The organism is Streptomyces sp. A1136, assembly GCF_004795055.1.
Classification (GTDB): Bacteria; Actinomycetota; Actinomycetes; order Streptomycetales; family Streptomycetaceae; genus Streptomyces.
Genome location: NZ_SSBJ01000015.1, coordinates 56,778 through 72,250, shown reverse-complemented (window position 1 = coordinate 72,250; position 15,473 = coordinate 56,778). Strand labels below are relative to the sequence as shown.

Genomic DNA, 15,473 nt, shown 5'->3' with positions numbered 1-15,473 from the left:
TGTTGCCGATCACCACGTAGCCTGCGGGCCCTATGAATTACTGCCCTGCCTGCCGGAGGTACCTCAACGGCGCGCTCGCGTGCGCCGGATGCGGAACCCCGGCCGAGTACCTCATACCCGCCCCGCCGGCCTCCGCCGCGGCGCCCGGCCATGAGCACTACGGCCATGGGCAGCCCGGTCCCGTCCAGCCGGGGTACGCCCAGTCGGCGTTCGCGCCGCCGCAGGCGCCCGCCTACGCGCCGCCCGGGTACGGGGGCCACGGCGACCCCGGACACGCGGGCGGGGCGGGGTACGCCGATCCGGGGCACGCCGACGCGGACTACGCCGAGGCGGGCTACCCCGAGGCCGGATACGCGGGCCAGGGCGGATACGTCGAGTCCGGGTACGGCGACCAGGCCGCCGCCGAGGCCGCCCCCGATCCCGCCGACCCGTACACCGAGTCGATCGTGCTGCTCTCCGGGCCGGTGGACGGCCGTGCCCGGTCGCGCGGCCGCGGCGCGGCCCGGGGTCGGCGGACCGTGCTCAGCATCGGGCTCGGGCTGGCCCTGGCCACCGGCGGTTCGGTGGCCCTGGCCCGTATGACGACGGACGACGAGGGCGGCGGTCGGGCCGCCAAGGTGGTGCTGACCGACGAGGACGGCCCCGAGAAGCCGGAGCCTGCGCCGGACGCGCCGAGCGGGGCCGCGCGCTCCGGGGCGACGGGCACGGGCAAGGGCGCCGGGGGCGCGAAGGCCGCCGCGGACGCCACGAAGTCGGCCGGGCCGAGCGGGAGCCCGAGCGGGTCCGCGCAGCCGGGCGCGGGGGCGGGCGCCTCCGCCTCCGGGACGCCGGGGCCGACGCCCACCGCTTCCGGGTCGGGGTCGTCCGTACAGCCCACCAAGCCGGGGCAGCCCGCGCCCAGCACCTCCGGCACGGCGCGGCCGCCCGCGCCGCTGCCCACGCCCACCCAGACGAAGAAGCCCAAGCCGACGTGCTGGTTCCTCTGCTGGTGAGGCCCGGCTAGCCCAGCATCCGCCTGAGCAGGTCCCGCAGCATCCCCCGCTCGGCGTCGGACAGCCCGGCCAACGGCTCGCGCGCGAAGTCGAGCGACTCGCGCAGCCGATCCGCGGTCTGCAGACCCTCCTCCGTCGGGGCGGCCAGCTTCACCCGGCGGTCCGCCGGGTCCGGCCGGCGTTCGACCAGGCCGCGGGACTCCAGCCGGTCCACGATGCCGGTGATGTTCGAGGGCTCGCACTTCAGCTTCTGCGCGATGCGGCGCATGGGCATCGGTTCCAGGGACAGCAGGTTCAGCACGCGGGCCTGGGCGCCGGTGAGCTGGTGGCCCGCGGCCGCGTGCTCGTACTCCTGGTGGTAGCGGGCCACGACGTCGCCGATGAGCTCGACGACCTCAAGGGTCAGGGGGTCTGTGCGACGACTGGGCATGGAACCAGCGTACCCATTTACTTGACAACATGAAATATCCAGGAGCATGGTTGTTTCAGGTAGTGAAGTAATTCGCCGCCGGGTTCCGTTTCCCTCATGCCTCAGGAGCACCTCATGTCCCAGATTCCCGCCGTGAGCCGCGAGTGGCACCTCGTCCGCCGCCCGCAGGGCTGGCCCGTCGCCGAGGACTTCGCCCTGCGCGAGGTGCCGGTGAACGCCGAGCCCGCCCCGGGACGGATTCTGGTGCGCAACCTCCACATGTCGGTCGACCCCTACATGCGCGGCCGCATGAACGACGTGAAGTCCTACGTACCGCCGTTCCAGCTGGACCGGCCGATGGACGGTGGCGCGGTCGGCGAGGTCGTCGCCTCCGCCGCCGAGGGCATCGCGGTCGGCGACCATGTCCTGCACGGCCTCGGCTGGCGCGAGTATGCCGAACTGGACGCCAAGCACGCCACCAAGGTCGACGCCTCGCTGGCCCCGCTCTCCGCCTACCTCGGCGTGCTCGGCATGCCGGGCCTGACCGCCTACGCCGGTCTCTTCGAGGTCGCCTCCTTCAAGGAGGGCGACGCCGTGTTCGTCTCCGGCGCAGCCGGCGCGGTCGGCAGCCTCGTCGGCCAGTTCGCGAAGATCAAGGGCGCGTCCCGGGTGATCGGCTCGGCCGGCTCGGACGAGAAGGTGACGCTCCTCACGGAGAAGTACGGCTTCGACGCGGCCTTCAACTACAAGAACGGCCCCGTCGCCGAGCAGCTCAAGGAGGCCGCGCCCGAGGGCATCGACGTCTACTTCGACAACGTCGGCGGCGACCACCTGGAAGCCGCGATCTCCTCCCTCAAGGTGCACGGCCGCGCCACCTTGTGCGGTGCGATCGCCCAGTACAACGACACCGAGCCGGCGGCCGGCCCGCGCAACCTCGTGCAGGTCATCGGCAAGCGGCTGCGCCTCCAGGGCATCCTCGTCGGCGACCACGCCGGCATCCAGGACCGGTTCGTCCAGGACGTGGCCGGCTGGCTGCGCTCCGGTGAGCTCCGCTACGACGAGACGGTCGTCGAGGGCGTGGAGAACGCCGCCGACGCCTTCCTCGGAATGCTGCGCGGCGAGAACACCGGAAAGATGATCGTTTCTTTCACCCGTTAGGCTCACTCCACACCGTCGTGATCGTGGGCGCGAGTCACGGCGATTCCTATGGAGGATCCACTTTCATGTCCATCACGCAGTCCGACGTCGCGTACACCGCCGTTGCCACCGCAGAGAACGGCCGTGACGGTCGCGTCGCCACCAACGACGGCAAGCTCGACGTCGTCGTGAACCCGCCGAAGGAGCTCGGCGGCAGCGGCGCCGGCACCAACCCGGAGCAGCTGTTCGCCGCCGGTTACAGCGCCTGCTTCCAGGGCGCCCTCGGGGTCGTCGCCAAGAACGAGAACGCCGACATCACCGGCTCCACCGTCACCGCCGAGGTGGGCATCGGCAAGAACGACGAGGGTTTCGGCCTGATCGTGAAGATCTCCGCCGTCATCCCGAACGTGGACGCCGCCACCGCCAAGGACCTCATCGAGAAGGCCCACCAGGTCTGCCCGTACTCCAAGGCGACCCGCGGCAACATCACGGTCGAGCTGGCCGTCTGAGCCCGCACCGTGCCGAAGCGAAGGCCGCACTCCCTCCGGGGGGTGCGGCCTCCGCCGTAAACTGGGCCGCATGAGTGATCTTGTGGGGGGCTTCCGGTACCTGCTGGCCGGACAGCGGTGGGTGTTCTCCAACGGCCGTTGGCTGGGGGTCGGTCTGCTGCCGGGGCTGGTCGCGCTCGTGTTGTACGCCGGCGCCCTGGTCGGCCTCGGGTTCGGCGCCGACGACCTGACCGCCTGGGCCACGCCCTTCGCCGACGACTGGTCCGAGCCGTGGCTCGGGCTGTTCCGGGGCTTCCTTACGGCCCTGGTGTTCGCCCTCGGGCTCTTCCTCGCGGTGATCACCTTCACCGCCGTGACCCTGCTCATCGGTCAGCCGTTCTACGAGTCCCTCTCCGAGCAGGTCGACCGGACCGAGGGCGGCGAGGTGCCCGAGTCCGGGCGGAGCCTGTGGCAGGACCTGTGGATCTCCGGCCGCGACAGCGTGCGCCTGCTGCTGCGGGTGGCGCTCTACGGGGTCCTGCTGTTCGCCCTCGGCTTCGTCCCCGTGATCGGGCAGACCGTGGTCCCGGCGATCGGGTTCTGCGTGTCCGGCTACTTCCTCACCCAGGAACTCACCTCCGTCGCCCTCCAGCGGCGCCGCGTCGACCTCGACGGGCAGTTGGCGCTGCTGAAGGCGCGGCGGGCGCTGGCGCTCGGGTTCGGGGTGCCGCTGGTGCTGGCGTTCGTGGTGCCGCTGGTGGCGGTGTTCCTGATGCCCGGCGCGGTGGCGGGGGCGACCCTGATGGCTCGGCACCTGGTGGGAGCGGAGACCGAGAGCGCGGCCGAGGACGCGGGGCGGGATTCCGCGGGCCGGGGCGCCGGGCAGGGCGCCGCGCCGGCAGTCGGCGCCCGGACCGCGCCGGCCGGGGAGTTCGGGCCGCCGAAGTCCTGGTAGACGGCTTCGGTCAGGTCCCGACCGAGGCCGTCACCACGGACGGCGTGCGGTCGTCGGCCTCGACCATCGGCGTGCCGTCCGGTGCCCAAATGGCGGCGCCGCCGCAGCCGGTCCACGGGCCCGCCGGGCCGACGTGGTTGGCCAGCACCACGTACAGCCCGTGGTCCCGCGCGATCCCGGGGTAGATGTCGGCCCGCTCCCGGACGCCGTCGCCAGTCCCGTAGAGCGAGCTCGCCAGGTGCACCCGGCAGCCGTCGGCCGCGCCCCGCGCCGCCAGGTCCGGGAAGTGGTTGTCGTAGCAGACGCCGAGGCAGAAGCGGACGTCGCCGAGGGTGAAGCGGCCGTCGGCGGTACCCGCCGCGAAGGCGCCCTGTTCGTGCCCGTAGAGGTGCTGCTTCGCGTACGTGGTCAGGTGCGCGCCGTCCGCGTCGTGGACCAGCGTGGCGATGGCGGGGAGCGGTCCGTCCGTGCGCAGGGCGACGTTGACGGCGGTGGCGACGCCGGCGGACCGCAGCGGGTCCAGTCGGGGGTCGTCGGCGTCCGCGAGCCACAGGCCCGGGTCGCGGGCCAGCGCGTGCAGTTCGTAGCCGGTCAGGGCCAGTTCGGGGAACACCACGAGTTCGGCGCCCTGCTCCCGGGCATCGGCGGCGAGTCCGACGGCGGCGGCGACGTTGGCCGTGACGTCGGCCGGGACACAGGTGAGCTGGGCTGCGGCGATCTTCACGGACCCAGGATGCCGGCCGCCGACCTCGGGCCCGACGAGGGGGTGAGCCGCCCGCCGCGCGCGGTCCGGGACCCCTGCCGGCCCGGGTCTAGCCGGCCGCGTCCGGGCCGCGCAGCAGGGTCAGGAAGGAGCGGAAGGCGGCCGGCATGTCCACCGACCGGGGGGCGAGCAGCCACTGGTACTGGAGGCCGTCCATCACCGCCGTCAGGAGCGGGGCCGCCTCCTCGGGGGTGAGGCCGGAGGGGAGGCGGTCGCCGAACTCCGCGCGCAGCACCGCCGCCATCTCGGCGCGCACCTGAGCGTACCGCTCGGTGAAGAACTCCCGGGCCGGGTGGCCTTCGGTGACGCTCTCGCCCAACAGCGCGGAGAAGGTCTGCACGATGCCCGGACGCATCGCGTTGTAGTCGACGAGGGACGCCAGCAGGTCGAGCCGCCAGGTGTCCGCCGAGGCGCGCGAGCCGCCGCCGGTGTCCCAGCGGTCGCGTTCCTCCAGCACCGCGACCAGCAGAGCCTCCTTGGTGGGGAAGTAGTGCAGCAGCCCCTGCTGGGTCAGGCCGACGCGTTCGGCGACCGTGCCCAAGGAGGCGCCCCGGTAGCCGCGCTCCGCGATCACCTCGACCGCGGCGCGCACGATCTCGCCCCGCCGTTCCTCGCTCCTCGCCCTGACCATCGCCCCGGCTCCCCTTCCGTTCGCACCTGCCAGCAGGACCGTACGGCATGCGGATATCACAAGAAGATAACAACACCTACCAAGCTACAGGTCTCGGGTCCACCATGGGCGCACGCACCGCACCGCGGCACACCACACCGCACCGACACACCGCCCGCACCCGGACGAGGAGGCACGGCCGTGACCGACGCCGATCAGGCCCGCGAAGACGCCGTAGAGGCCGCGCTCGACAAGCTCGACCTCGACACCAAGACCCGTCTGCTCGCGGGCCGGGACATGTGGTCCCTGCCCGCCGTGCCCGAGATCGGATTGGCCTCCGTGGTCATGTCGGACGGCCCCATCGGTGTCCGGGGCGCGCGCTGGAGCGCGGACGACCCGTCCGTGGCGCTGCCCTCCCCGACGGCGCTCGCCGCCACCTGGGACCCCGCGCTCGCCCGCCGCGCCGGCCGGCTCCTCGCCCAGGAAGCGCGCCGCAAGGGCGTCCACGTCCTCTTGGCCCCCACCGTCAACCTGCACCGTTCCCCGCTCGGCGGCCGGCACTTCGAGTGCTACTCCGAGGACCCGTACCTCACCGGCGCCATCGGCACCGGCTACGTGAGGGGCGTCCAGGACGGCGGCGTCGGCACCACCGTCAAGCACTTCGTCGGCAACGACGCGGAGACCGACCGGTTCACGGTGGACAACGTCATCGCGCCGCGCCCGCTGCGCGAGATGTACCTGGCGCCCTTCGAGGCCATCGTCAAGGACGCCCGCCCCTGGGGCATCATGACCGCCTACAACTGGGTCAACGGCGCCACGATGACCGAGCACCGGTACCTCGTCAACGACGTGCTGCGCGCCGAGTGGGGCTTCGACGGCTGCAACGTCTCCGACTGGATGGCCGCCCGCTCCACCGCCGGCGCCCTCCTCGGCGGCCTGGACGTGGCCATGCCCGGCCCCCGGACCGTCTACGGGGCCGCCCTCGCCGAAGCCGTCCGCGCCGGGGAGGTCCCGCCGGAGGCGGTGGACGGCGCCGTGCGCAACGTCCTGCGCCTCGCCGCCCGCGTCGGCGCCCTGGACGGCGCGCCCCCCGTCGTGACCGACCCCCCGTCCGGGATCGACGGCGGGGCGCTGGCCCGGGAGATCGCCGCCCGTGGCTTCGTCCTCGTCCGCAACGAGGCCGTCTCCGGCGAGCGGGCCGCCCTGCCGCTCGACACCGCCCCGGGGCGCACGGTGGCCCTGATCGGCGCCGCCGCCCGCGATGCCCGCGTCCTCGGCGGCGGTTCCGCGACGGTCTTCCCCGAGCGGGTCGTCTCCCCGCTCGACGGCCTGGCCGCCGCGCTGCCCGCCGGCTCGCTTACCTTCTGCGTCGGCGCCGACCCCAGCGAGGAACTCGTCCCCGCCGACAAGGGCTTCGAGCTCCGCGCGATCTGCCGCGACGCCTCCGGCGCCGTCCTCGGGGAGGCCGGCCTCCCGTCCGGCCAGGTCCAGTGGATCGGGGAGGACCTGCCCGCCGGCGCCACGTACGAGACGATGGCGAGCATCGAGGTCACCGGCACGTTCGTGCCGCGCGAGAGCGGCGAGCACGCCTTCGGCACCCGGGGGCTCGGCGCTTTCGCCCTCGCCGTGGGCGGGCGCACGCTCTGGGAGGGCGTCCAGCCGATGGGCGACGAGGCCGATCCGTTCGAGGCCTTCTTCGGCGCCCCCAGCGAACGCGCCCGGGTCCCGCTGACCGCGGGCGAGCCCGTCGAGGTGTCCCTGACCTTCCAGGTGCCCGACGTGAGCGCCCTGCCGCTCAAGGCGATCATGTTCTCGTTGCTCCACCTGGAGCCCCGGCGGGACGCGGACGAGCTGATCGCCGAGGCGGTCGCGGCCGCCCGGGCCGCCGACACCGCCGTGGTCGTCGTCGCCACCACCGAGCGCGTCGAGTCCGAGGGTTTCGACCGCAAGGACCTGAGGCTGCCCGGGCGTCAGGACGAGCTGGTGCGGGCCGTCGCCGCGGTGAACCCGAACACCGTGGTCGTCGTGAACGCCGGTTCCCCGGTGGAACTGCCCTGGCGGGACGACGTGGCCGCCGTACTGCTGACCTGGTTCCCCGGGCAGGAGGGCGGCGCCGCGCTGGCCGACGTACTCCTCGGCGAGGCGGAGCCGGGCGGCCGGCTGCCCACCACCTGGCCCGCGGTCCTCGCCGACGCCCCCGTCACCGAGGTCACGCCCACCGAGGGCCGGCTGGAGTACCGCGAGGGCCTCCTCGTCGGCCACCGGGCTTACGAGGCCCTGGGCGTGGCCCCCGCCTACCCGTTCGGCCACGGCCTCGGCTACACCACATGGGCGTACGCGTCTTTGGAGGTCACCGGGTCGGTGGCGCGGGTGCGGCTCACCAACACCGGCTCCCGGCCGGGCCGGGAGGTCGTGCAGGTGTACCTGGCTCCGCTCGCCGACACCGCGGAGCGCCCGGCGAGCCGGCTGGCCGGCTTCGCGTCCGTCGCGGCGGCCCCCGGCGAGAGCGTCGAGGCGGAGGTCGTCCTGCCCGAGCGGGCCTTCGAGATCTGGGACGAGGCGGCCGGATCGTGGCGGCGGATCGGCGGCGAGTACGAGGTGCGCGCGAGCCACGCGCACGGCGACACGCGGCTGACGGCCGTGCTGCGCGTGTGATGGCCGGAAATCACCCCTGAAACGGACCGGTGGAGGTTCCTGACGGCCTCCACCGGTCGCCTCCGCCGGTCCGGTGGTTCAGCGCGGCGGCGCGGGCGCCGTCACCTGTCGGTGCGCCAGTTCCGCGAGTCGGGCCTGGCCCGCCTTGCCCGGGTGGAACCAGTCCCAGCGGCTCAACTGGGCGGTTCCGAACGGGTACTGGAACACGGCGCCGCCGTCGTAGCGGCACAGGGGGTCCTTCGAGCAGACGGTGCGCAGCACCTCGTTGTACTCGACCACGCGCGCCCGGACCCGTTCGCGCCGGGCCGTCGCCTCCTGGGTGGACGACAGCGGCTCGGCCAGCATCGACTGGCAGATGCCGAGCTTCCAGACCTGCCGCACCATCGGGGCGTCCTTGCCCTGCTCCCACAATCGCTGGAGGTCCGGCACGGAGGACACGTACACCTGGGTCGTGGGAGAGGTGGCCCTGAGGTCGGCGAGGGCCTTCTCGAAGCCGGCCCTGAAGGCGGCCACCGAGGTCATCGAGGAAGTGGTGGGCCGGCAGGCGTCGTTCGAGCCGACCATCACCGTGACCAGGTCGGGCTTGTGCGAGGCCGCCGAGGACAGTTGGGCCGCCAGGTCCGCCATCCGGGAGCCGGTCACCGCGTAGTTCCAGCTGTGCGCGGGCGCGTCGGCCCGGCCGAGCAGCCGGGTGGCGAGCGAGTCGACCTCGGGGTCCGCGCCGGTGGCCCACGAGACCTCGGGGCAGTCCGCCAGCACCGAACAGGCGTCGAACCCGCGGGTGATGGAGTCACCCACCGCGGCGATCGACCTCGGGGCGGTGTTCCAGCGGGGCCGTGCCTGCGATCCCCGGCCGCCACCGGTCCCCGGGTCGCCGGAATCGCAGGCCGTCACCGCCCCTGCAAGCAGGGCGGCCGTCGCGACCACCGCCGCGAGGGTCCCGCGGGTGCGGCGGCGCGGAGCGGTGGTGCCCATCGGGGTGGTCCCTCCCTCGTCGCCCCCCGTCCTGCGGGGGCGTCCTGCTGAGTGAATGCTCTGTGTTCACGGGGTTCTGAGCGACCGTACGTCACACCGGGACCCCTGGCGCACGGTAGCTTTTTCCCGTGGCGTTTCGGCCGCAGGTCCCGCGACGCAATGTCAGATCATTTCCGTTACATTACATCTCGTCACATACTGTCCGTTTTCTGGAGTTTATTCCCGACCTCGTCCCACACTGGAGGTCCCGGTGACGACACGTGGAGTCCTGTACGTGCATTCCGCACCGCGCGCGCTCTGCCCGCACGTGGAATGGGCTGTTGCGGGGGTGCTGGGGGTGCGGGTGAACCTCGACTGGATCAGGCAGCCCGCCTCCCCCGGAACCTGGAGATCCGAGTTCTCCTGGCAGGCCGAGGCGGGCACCGCCTCGAAGCTCGCGTCCGCGCTGCGCGGCTGGCACCTGCTGCGCTTCGAGGTGACGGCCGAGCCCTGCCCGACCGCCGAGGGCGAGCGCTACAGCTCCACCCCGGAGCTCGGCATCTTCCACGCCGTCACCGGTCTGCACGGCGACATCATGATCCCCGAGGACCGGCTGCGCGCGGCCCTCGCCCGGTCCGCGAGCGGCGAGAGCGATCTGGAGGCGGAGATCTCCACGCTGCTCGGCAAGCCCTGGGACGACGAGCTGGAGCCCTTCCGCCACGCGGGCGAGGGCGCCCCCGTGCGCTGGCTCCACCAGGTGGTCTGAGCCCGTCACGCGAAAAGCCCACCCGGTGACCGGGTGGGCTTCACGCGTTGTCCGGGGCGTCAGACCGTACGGAACGCCAGCGTCACGTTGTGGCCGCCGAAACCGAACGAGTTGTTGATCGCCGAGATCGGGCCTTCCACTGGCAGCTTGCGCGGCTCGCCGCGCACGATGTCCGCGTCGATGTCGTCGTCCAGCTCGTCGACGTTGATCGTCGGCGGGGCGATGCGGTGGTACAGGGCCAGTACCGTCGCGACGGTCTCGATGCCGCCCGCGCCACCCAGCAGGTGACCGGTCATCGACTTCGTCGCCGAGATCGCGATGTGGTCGAGGTCGTCGCCCAGGACCTGGCGCAGCGCCTTCAGCTCGGCCGTGTCACCCTGCGGGGTGGAAGTGGCGTGCGCGTTCAGGTGCACCAGCTCGGCCGGGTCGAGGCCGGTGTTGTCCAGCAGGTTGCGCACCGCGGCCGCGACACCGCGGCCCGTGGGCTCCGGCTGCGCGATGTGGTGGCTGTCCGCGGACAGGCCCTGGCCCAGCACCTCGCAGTAGACCCGGGCGCCGCGCGCGGCGGCGTGCTCGGCGGACTCCAGGACCACGACGCCCGCGCCCTCGCCCAGGACGAAGCCGTCACGGGCCTTGTCGTAGGGGCGGGAGGCCTCGGTGGGGCTCTCGTTGTTCTTGGACATCGCCATCATGTTGGCGAAGGCGGCGATCGGCAGCGGGTGGATGGCCGCCTCGGTGCCACCGGCGACGACCACGTCGGCGCGGCCGGTACGGATCATCTCGACGGCGTAGCCGATGGCCTCGGCGCCCGACGCGCACGCGCTGACCGGCGTGTGCACACCGGCGCGGGCGTTGACCTCCAGGCCGACGTTGGCCGACGGGCCGTTCGGCATGAGCATGGGGACGGTGTGCGGGGAGACCCGGCGCACACCCTTTTCCTTCAGGACGTCGTACTGGTCGAGCAGGGTGGTGACGCCGCCGATGCCGGAGGCGATCACGGTGCCCAGTCGCTCGGGGACGATCGACTCGTCCTCGCCGGCCGGGGCGGTGTAGCCCGCGTCGGCCCAGGCCTCACGGGCCGCGATCAGGGCGAACTGCGCCGAACGGTCGAGCTTGCGGGCCAGCGGCTTGGGCAGGACCTCACCGGGGTCCACGGCGGCCTGGGCGGCGATGCGGACCGGGAGTTCGGCGAAACGTTCGCCCTCCAGGGGCTTGACGCCGGAACGGCCGGCAAGCAGACCTTCCCAGGTCGAAGCGCTGTCGCCACCCAGCGGAGTGGTTGCGCCGATACCGGTGACGACCACGGTGCGATTGGTCGGGCTCACAGGAATTCTTTCTCCACGTCTCAGGGGGTGCTGAATTGTCACGGCGCCACCGCGGGGTGGCGACAAACGCCCGGCAGGCTCTTAGGCCTGGTGCTTCAGGATGTACTCAGCGGCGTCGCCGACCGTCTTGAGGTTCTTGACGTCCTCGTCCGGGATCTTGACGTCGAAGCGCTCTTCGGCGGCGACGACGACCTCGACCATGGACAGGGAGTCGACATCCAGGTCGTCGGTGAAGGACTTGTCGACCTGGACGTCCTCGGTCGGGATGCCGGCGATCTCGTTGACGATCTCCGCGAGACCCGCGACGATTTCTTCCTGGGTGGCGGCCATGAGGCGCTCCTTCTCTAGCTAATTGATGATCAGGGAGGGAAAACGATCCCGGCCCTAGGGGAGGGTAACGACCGTCGCGGCGTAGACGAGCCCCGCCCCGAAGCCGATGACGAGCGCGGTGTCGCCGCTCTTCGCCGCTCCGGTCGCCAGGAGCCGCTCCATAGCGAGCGGAATCGAGGCGGCCGACGTGTTGCCGGTGGTTTCCACGTCACGGGCGACCGTGACGTGCTCCGGCAGCTTGAGAGTCTTCACCATCGAGTCGATGATCCGCATATTGGCCTGGTGCGGAATGAAGACGTCCAGGTCAGCGGCGGTGATCCCGGCCGCGTCGAGCGCCTGCTGGGCCACCTTGGCCATCTCGAAGACGGCCCAGCGGAAGACCGCCTGGCCCTCCTGGGTGATGGCCGGGAACTTCTCGCCGCCGCCCTTGCCGAGGTACTCGTCCCACGGCACGGTCTGCTTGATCGTCTCGGACTTGTCGCCCTCCGAACCCCACACCGTGGGGCCGATGGCCGGCTCGTCCGACGGACCGACGACCACCGCGCCGGCGCCGTCACCGAACAGGAAGGCCGTCGCGCGGTCCTCCAGGTCGGTCAGGTCCGACAGCCGCTCGACACCGATGACGAGGACGTATTGCGCCGACCCCTCGACCACCATGCCCTTGGCCAGCGTCAGGCCGTAGCCGAACCCGGCGCAGCCCGCGGAGATGTCGAACGCGGCCGGCTTGATCGCGCCGACCCGGTGCGCGATCTCCGTCGCGACGGCCGGCGTCTGCTTGAAGTGCGAGACCGTGGAGACGATCACCGCGCCGATCTGCTCGGGCGACACGCCGGCATCGGCCAGCGCCTTGCCCGACGCCTCCACCGACATCGCGGCGACGGTCTCCTGGGGCGAGGCCCAGTGCCGGGTCGCGATGCCGGAGCGCGAGCGGATCCACTCGTCGGACGAGTCGATCGTCTCCAGGATGACCTCGTTGGGCACCACACGGGTCGGGCGGTAACCGCCGACACCGAGGATGCGGGCGTAGGGGGAGCCCTTGGCAGGCTTGATCTTCGACATGCTGAGGGGGCTCCTTCTCTCAGGCCGCGTGCTCGGCGAGCAGCGCCGCGGCCTTCTGGAGATCGTCCGGGGTCTTGAGGGCCACGTTCGGAACGCCCTTGAGCGCGCGCTTGGCCAGGCCCGTCAGGGTCCCGCCCGGGCACAGCTCGATGATCCCGGTGACGCCCAGCTCGGCGAACGTCTCCATGCACAGGTCCCAACGGACCGGATGGGCGACCTGGCCGACCAGGCGGGCGACGACATCGGCGCCCGAGGTGACGACCGCGCCGTCCTTGTTCGACACGTACGTAAGCGCCGGGTCCGCCGGGGTGAGGGCCTGCGCGGCCTTCTCCATGGTGGCGACCGCCGGTGCCATGTGGGCCGTGTGGAAGGCGCCCGCGACCTTGAGGGCGACGACCTTGATGGAGCCTTCGGGCTTGTCGGCCTCCAGAGCGGCGATCTGCTCCAGGGTGCCGGCCGCCACGATCTGGCCCGCGCCGTTGATGTTGGCCGGGGTGAGCCCCAGCTTCTCCAGGTGCGCCACGACCACGTCGCGGTCACCGCCGAGCACCGCTGCCATGCCCGTCGGGGCGACGGCCGCGGCCTCGGCCATGGCCAGGCCCCGGGTCCGTACGAGCGACAGCGCGTCGGCCTCGCTCAGGACACCGGCGTACGCGGCGGCGGTGATCTCACCGACGCTGTGACCCGCGACCGCTCCGAAGGCGGCCGGGGAACCCAGCGCCGAAGCGGACAGCAGACCGGCGGCGACCAGCAGCGGCTGGGCCACGGCCGTGTCACGGATCTCGTCGGCGTCGGCCTTGGTGCCGTAGTGGGCGAGGTCGAGCCCGAGGGCGTCGGACCACCCCGAGACGCGCTCGGCGGCGCCGGGGAGTTCGAGCCAGGGAGTCAGGAAGCCGGGCGTCTGAGCGCCTTGGCCTGGAGCGACGAGTACGAACACCCTCACACTCTCTCTTGTATCCGGCCCGCGCCGCCCGTGGGGACAGGGACGAAGAACCGTCGGGGTAATTGTTGATGTCCGACAAAAGTCTAGGACTGAAGATCGCCGTCGGCCAGACGCCCCAGGATCAGGGCGATCCGGAGCGTGAACGCCGAACGGACATCGGAGGGTGACCAGCCGGTGACGTCGGTCACACGTCGGAGCCGGTAGCGCACCGTGTTGGGGTGGACGAACAGCATCCGCGCCGCCCCCTCCAGGCTGCTCGCCTGCTCCAGGTAGACGCTCAACGTCTCCAGCAGCGCCGAGCCCGCCTCCTCCAGCGGTCTGTAGATCTCCTCCACCAGCTGATCCCTCGCCGAGGGATCAGCCGCGATGGCGCGCTCGGGAAGGAGATCGTCCGCGAGCACCGGGCGCGGGGCGTCCTGCCACGCGGTGCACGCCTTCAGCCCCGCCGCGGCGGCCTGCGCGGACTTCGTAGCGTTCAGCAGGTCGGGAACCACCGGGCCGGCCACCACCGGACCGGCCGCGAACGGTCCGATCAGCGACTTCGCCACCTGCAACGGGTTGTCGCTGCCGCCCGCGACGACCACGAGGCGGTCGCCCAGCACGCCGGTGAGCACCTGGAGCTTGTGGTGACGGGCCGCACGCCGGATCGCCTCGACCGTCAGCTCGCTGTCGCCGTCCGGGGCCGTGCCCAGGACGACGCACACGTGCTCCGGCGAATTCCAGCCGAGCGCGGCCGCCCGCGACAACGCGCCCTCGTCCGCCTCGCCCGACAACACCGCGTTGACCACCAGGGACTCCAGGCGGGCGTCCCACGCCCCGCGCGCCTCGGCCGCCTGCGCGTACACCTGGGCGGTGGCGAAGGCGATCTCCCGCGCGTACACCAACAGCGCCTCGCGCAGCACCGACTCGTCGCCCGGGGCCGCCACCTCGTCGATCGCGGTCTCCATGACCTCGATCGTCGTACGGACCATCTCCACCGTCTGGCGCAGGGTGATCGCCCGGGTCAGCTCCCGCGGAGCCGTCCCGAACACGTCCGTGGAGATCGCCTGCGGGGTCTCCGGGTGCCGGAACCACTCCGTGAACGCGGCGATGCCTGCCTGGGCGACCAGACCGATCCACGACCGGTTCTCCGGCGGCATCGCCCGGTACCACGGCAGGGTCTCGTCCATGCGCGCGATCGCGTTGGCGGAGAGCCGACCGGCGGACTTCTCCAGCCGGCGCAGCGTCGCGGGATGCGGGTGCGCGGGATGCGCGGAGTGCGCGGGACGCGCCGGGCCGGTCTCGGGGGAAAGCTCACGTTCGGGTTGGGGCACGGGACAAGACTGCCTTATCGGCGCCCCGGCGCGGAGCCGGGTCCGGGGCCACCCGACCGGGGGGCGCCGCAGCCGTCCCGGAACCACGTGCCCCCGGGGGTCTACGGTGGCCACCATGATTGATGTACGCCGAGCCGCGGACCGGTACGAGGGCGGGAACCCGGCCGCCGGGATCACCACCCGGCACGCCTTCTCCTTCGGGTCCTTCTACGACCCGGACAACATCCGCTTCGGGCCCGTCCTGGCCTGCAACGAGGAGCTCCTGCGGCCGGGCGCCGGGTTCGACGAGCACCCGCACAGCCAGACCGAGATCGTCACCTGGGTGGCCGAGGGGGAACTCACGCACAAGGACGACACCACCGGCCACACCGGCCCGGTCCGCCCCGGCGACGTCCAGCACTTCGCCGCCGGATCGGGCGCCCGGCACATCGAACGCAACGACGGCCCCACGCCGCTGCGCTTCGTCCAGACCTGGCTCGCCCCGCTCACGGCGGGCGGCGAGCCCTCCTACCGCCTCGTCCGAGGCCTCGCCGACGGGCAGCCCTACGAGATCCCCGCCGCCGGGGCCGTCCTGCACGTGCGCCGACCCGGCGCCGGCGAGCGGATCGCCGTCCCGGCGGCGCCCCGGGTCTACCTGCACGTGGTGCGCGGCGACCTCCGCCTGGACGGCGAGGAGCTGGGCCCCGGGGACTCGGCGCGGATCACCGACGAGCCGGGCCTGGCCGTCGTCGCCGGCTCCCCGGGTGAACTGCTGATCTTCGAACTCCCCTGAGC

General features: G+C 72.5%; 16 protein-coding genes. 7 read left to right on the top strand and 9 right to left on the bottom strand.

The genetic code is table 11. The features are described 5' to 3' along the window. The first annotated feature begins 32 nt into the window (after window positions 1-32). Window positions 33-992: a hypothetical protein gene (locus E6R62_RS16560; RefSeq protein ID WP_136214202.1), complete on the top strand. Its 960-nt coding sequence runs from the start codon at window positions 33-35 to the stop codon at window positions 990-992. A 7-nt stretch (window positions 993-999) separates the two neighbouring features. On the opposite strand, the gene E6R62_RS16555 is transcribed toward E6R62_RS16560, so the two are convergent. Next, window positions 1,000-1,422: a MarR family winged helix-turn-helix transcriptional regulator gene (locus E6R62_RS16555; RefSeq protein WP_136214201.1), complete on the bottom strand. Its 423-nt coding sequence runs from the start codon at window positions 1,420-1,422 to the stop codon at window positions 1,000-1,002. Between the two features lie 114 nt (window positions 1,423-1,536). Between E6R62_RS16555 and E6R62_RS16550 the strand changes: the two genes are divergently transcribed. The 3 genes from E6R62_RS16550 to E6R62_RS16540 all read left to right on the top strand — a co-directional run bounded on the left by E6R62_RS16550 (window position 1,537) and on the right by E6R62_RS16540 (window position 3,981). Further along, window positions 1,537-2,559 (top strand): NADP-dependent oxidoreductase, encoded by a 1,023-nt coding sequence (locus E6R62_RS16550; RefSeq protein WP_136214200.1) that lies wholly within the window; start codon window positions 1,537-1,539, stop codon window positions 2,557-2,559. 65 nt (window positions 2,560-2,624) lie between these two features. Further along, on the top strand, window positions 2,625-3,047 hold the full coding sequence (locus E6R62_RS16545) for an organic hydroperoxide resistance protein (protein WP_136214199.1): 423 nt from the start codon (window positions 2,625-2,627) through the stop codon (window positions 3,045-3,047). Between the two features lie 70 nt (window positions 3,048-3,117). Then, a complete protein-coding gene (locus E6R62_RS16540) occupies window positions 3,118-3,981 on the top strand; it encodes an EI24 domain-containing protein (protein ID WP_136214198.1) in 864 nt (287 codons plus the stop codon). A gap of 10 nt (window positions 3,982-3,991) precedes the next feature. Here the strand turns inward: E6R62_RS16540 and E6R62_RS16535 are convergent, their stop codons facing one another. Further along, window positions 3,992-4,705 (bottom strand): carbon-nitrogen hydrolase family protein, encoded by a 714-nt coding sequence (locus E6R62_RS16535; RefSeq protein WP_136214197.1) that lies wholly within the window; start codon window positions 4,703-4,705, stop codon window positions 3,992-3,994. Between the two features lie 88 nt (window positions 4,706-4,793). Further along, window positions 4,794-5,375, bottom strand: coding sequence for a TetR/AcrR family transcriptional regulator (locus E6R62_RS16530; protein WP_136214196.1), 582 nt, complete (start codon window positions 5,373-5,375; stop codon window positions 4,794-4,796). 180 nt (window positions 5,376-5,555) lie between these two features. Between E6R62_RS16530 and E6R62_RS16525 the strand changes: the two genes are divergently transcribed. Then, entirely contained in the window at window positions 5,556-8,009 is a 2,454-nt protein-coding gene (locus E6R62_RS16525; RefSeq protein ID WP_136214195.1) for a beta-glucosidase, read from the top strand. A gap of 78 nt (window positions 8,010-8,087) precedes the next feature. Here E6R62_RS16525 and E6R62_RS16520 read toward each other — a convergent pair whose 3' ends face one another. Next, window positions 8,088-8,984: an SGNH/GDSL hydrolase family protein gene (locus E6R62_RS16520; RefSeq protein WP_136214194.1), complete on the bottom strand. Its 897-nt coding sequence runs from the start codon at window positions 8,982-8,984 to the stop codon at window positions 8,088-8,090. A gap of 250 nt (window positions 8,985-9,234) precedes the next feature. Between E6R62_RS16520 and E6R62_RS16515 the strand changes: the two genes are divergently transcribed. Further along, window positions 9,235-9,729, top strand: coding sequence for a DUF3145 domain-containing protein (locus E6R62_RS16515; protein ID WP_136214193.1), 495 nt, complete (start codon window positions 9,235-9,237; stop codon window positions 9,727-9,729). Between the two features lie 59 nt (window positions 9,730-9,788). Here E6R62_RS16515 and fabF read toward each other — a convergent pair whose 3' ends face one another. The 5 genes from fabF to E6R62_RS16490 all read right to left on the bottom strand — a co-directional run bounded on the left by fabF (window position 9,789) and on the right by E6R62_RS16490 (window position 14,699). Then, on the bottom strand, window positions 9,789-11,054 hold the full coding sequence (gene fabF, locus E6R62_RS16510; protein WP_136214192.1) for a beta-ketoacyl-ACP synthase II: 1,266 nt from the start codon (window positions 11,052-11,054) through the stop codon (window positions 9,789-9,791). Window positions 11,055-11,135: 81 nt separating this feature from the next. Continuing rightward, window positions 11,136-11,384 carry an acyl carrier protein gene (locus tag E6R62_RS16505; RefSeq protein ID WP_136214191.1) on the bottom strand — a complete coding sequence of 83 codons (249 nt, stop codon included), beginning with the start codon at window positions 11,382-11,384 and terminating at the stop codon, window positions 11,136-11,138. Window positions 11,385-11,438: 54 nt separating this feature from the next. Beyond that, a complete protein-coding gene (locus E6R62_RS16500) occupies window positions 11,439-12,443 on the bottom strand; it encodes a ketoacyl-ACP synthase III (protein ID WP_136214190.1) in 1,005 nt (334 codons plus the stop codon). 19 nt (window positions 12,444-12,462) lie between these two features. Continuing rightward, window positions 12,463-13,380 carry an ACP S-malonyltransferase gene (locus tag E6R62_RS16495; protein WP_136214189.1) on the bottom strand — a complete coding sequence of 306 codons (918 nt, stop codon included), beginning with the start codon at window positions 13,378-13,380 and terminating at the stop codon, window positions 12,463-12,465. An 89-nt stretch (window positions 13,381-13,469) separates the two neighbouring features. Then, window positions 13,470-14,699, bottom strand: a complete 1,230-nt coding sequence (locus tag E6R62_RS16490) for a CdaR family transcriptional regulator (protein ID WP_168714072.1) — start codon at window positions 14,697-14,699, stop codon at window positions 13,470-13,472. A 115-nt stretch (window positions 14,700-14,814) separates the two neighbouring features. Between E6R62_RS16490 and E6R62_RS16485 the strand changes: the two genes are divergently transcribed. Further along, complete coding sequence (locus tag E6R62_RS16485; RefSeq protein ID WP_136214188.1) at window positions 14,815-15,471, top strand: pirin family protein; 657 nt, start codon at window positions 14,815-14,817, stop codon at window positions 15,469-15,471. The last annotated feature ends 2 nt before the right edge of the window (window positions 15,472-15,473 follow it).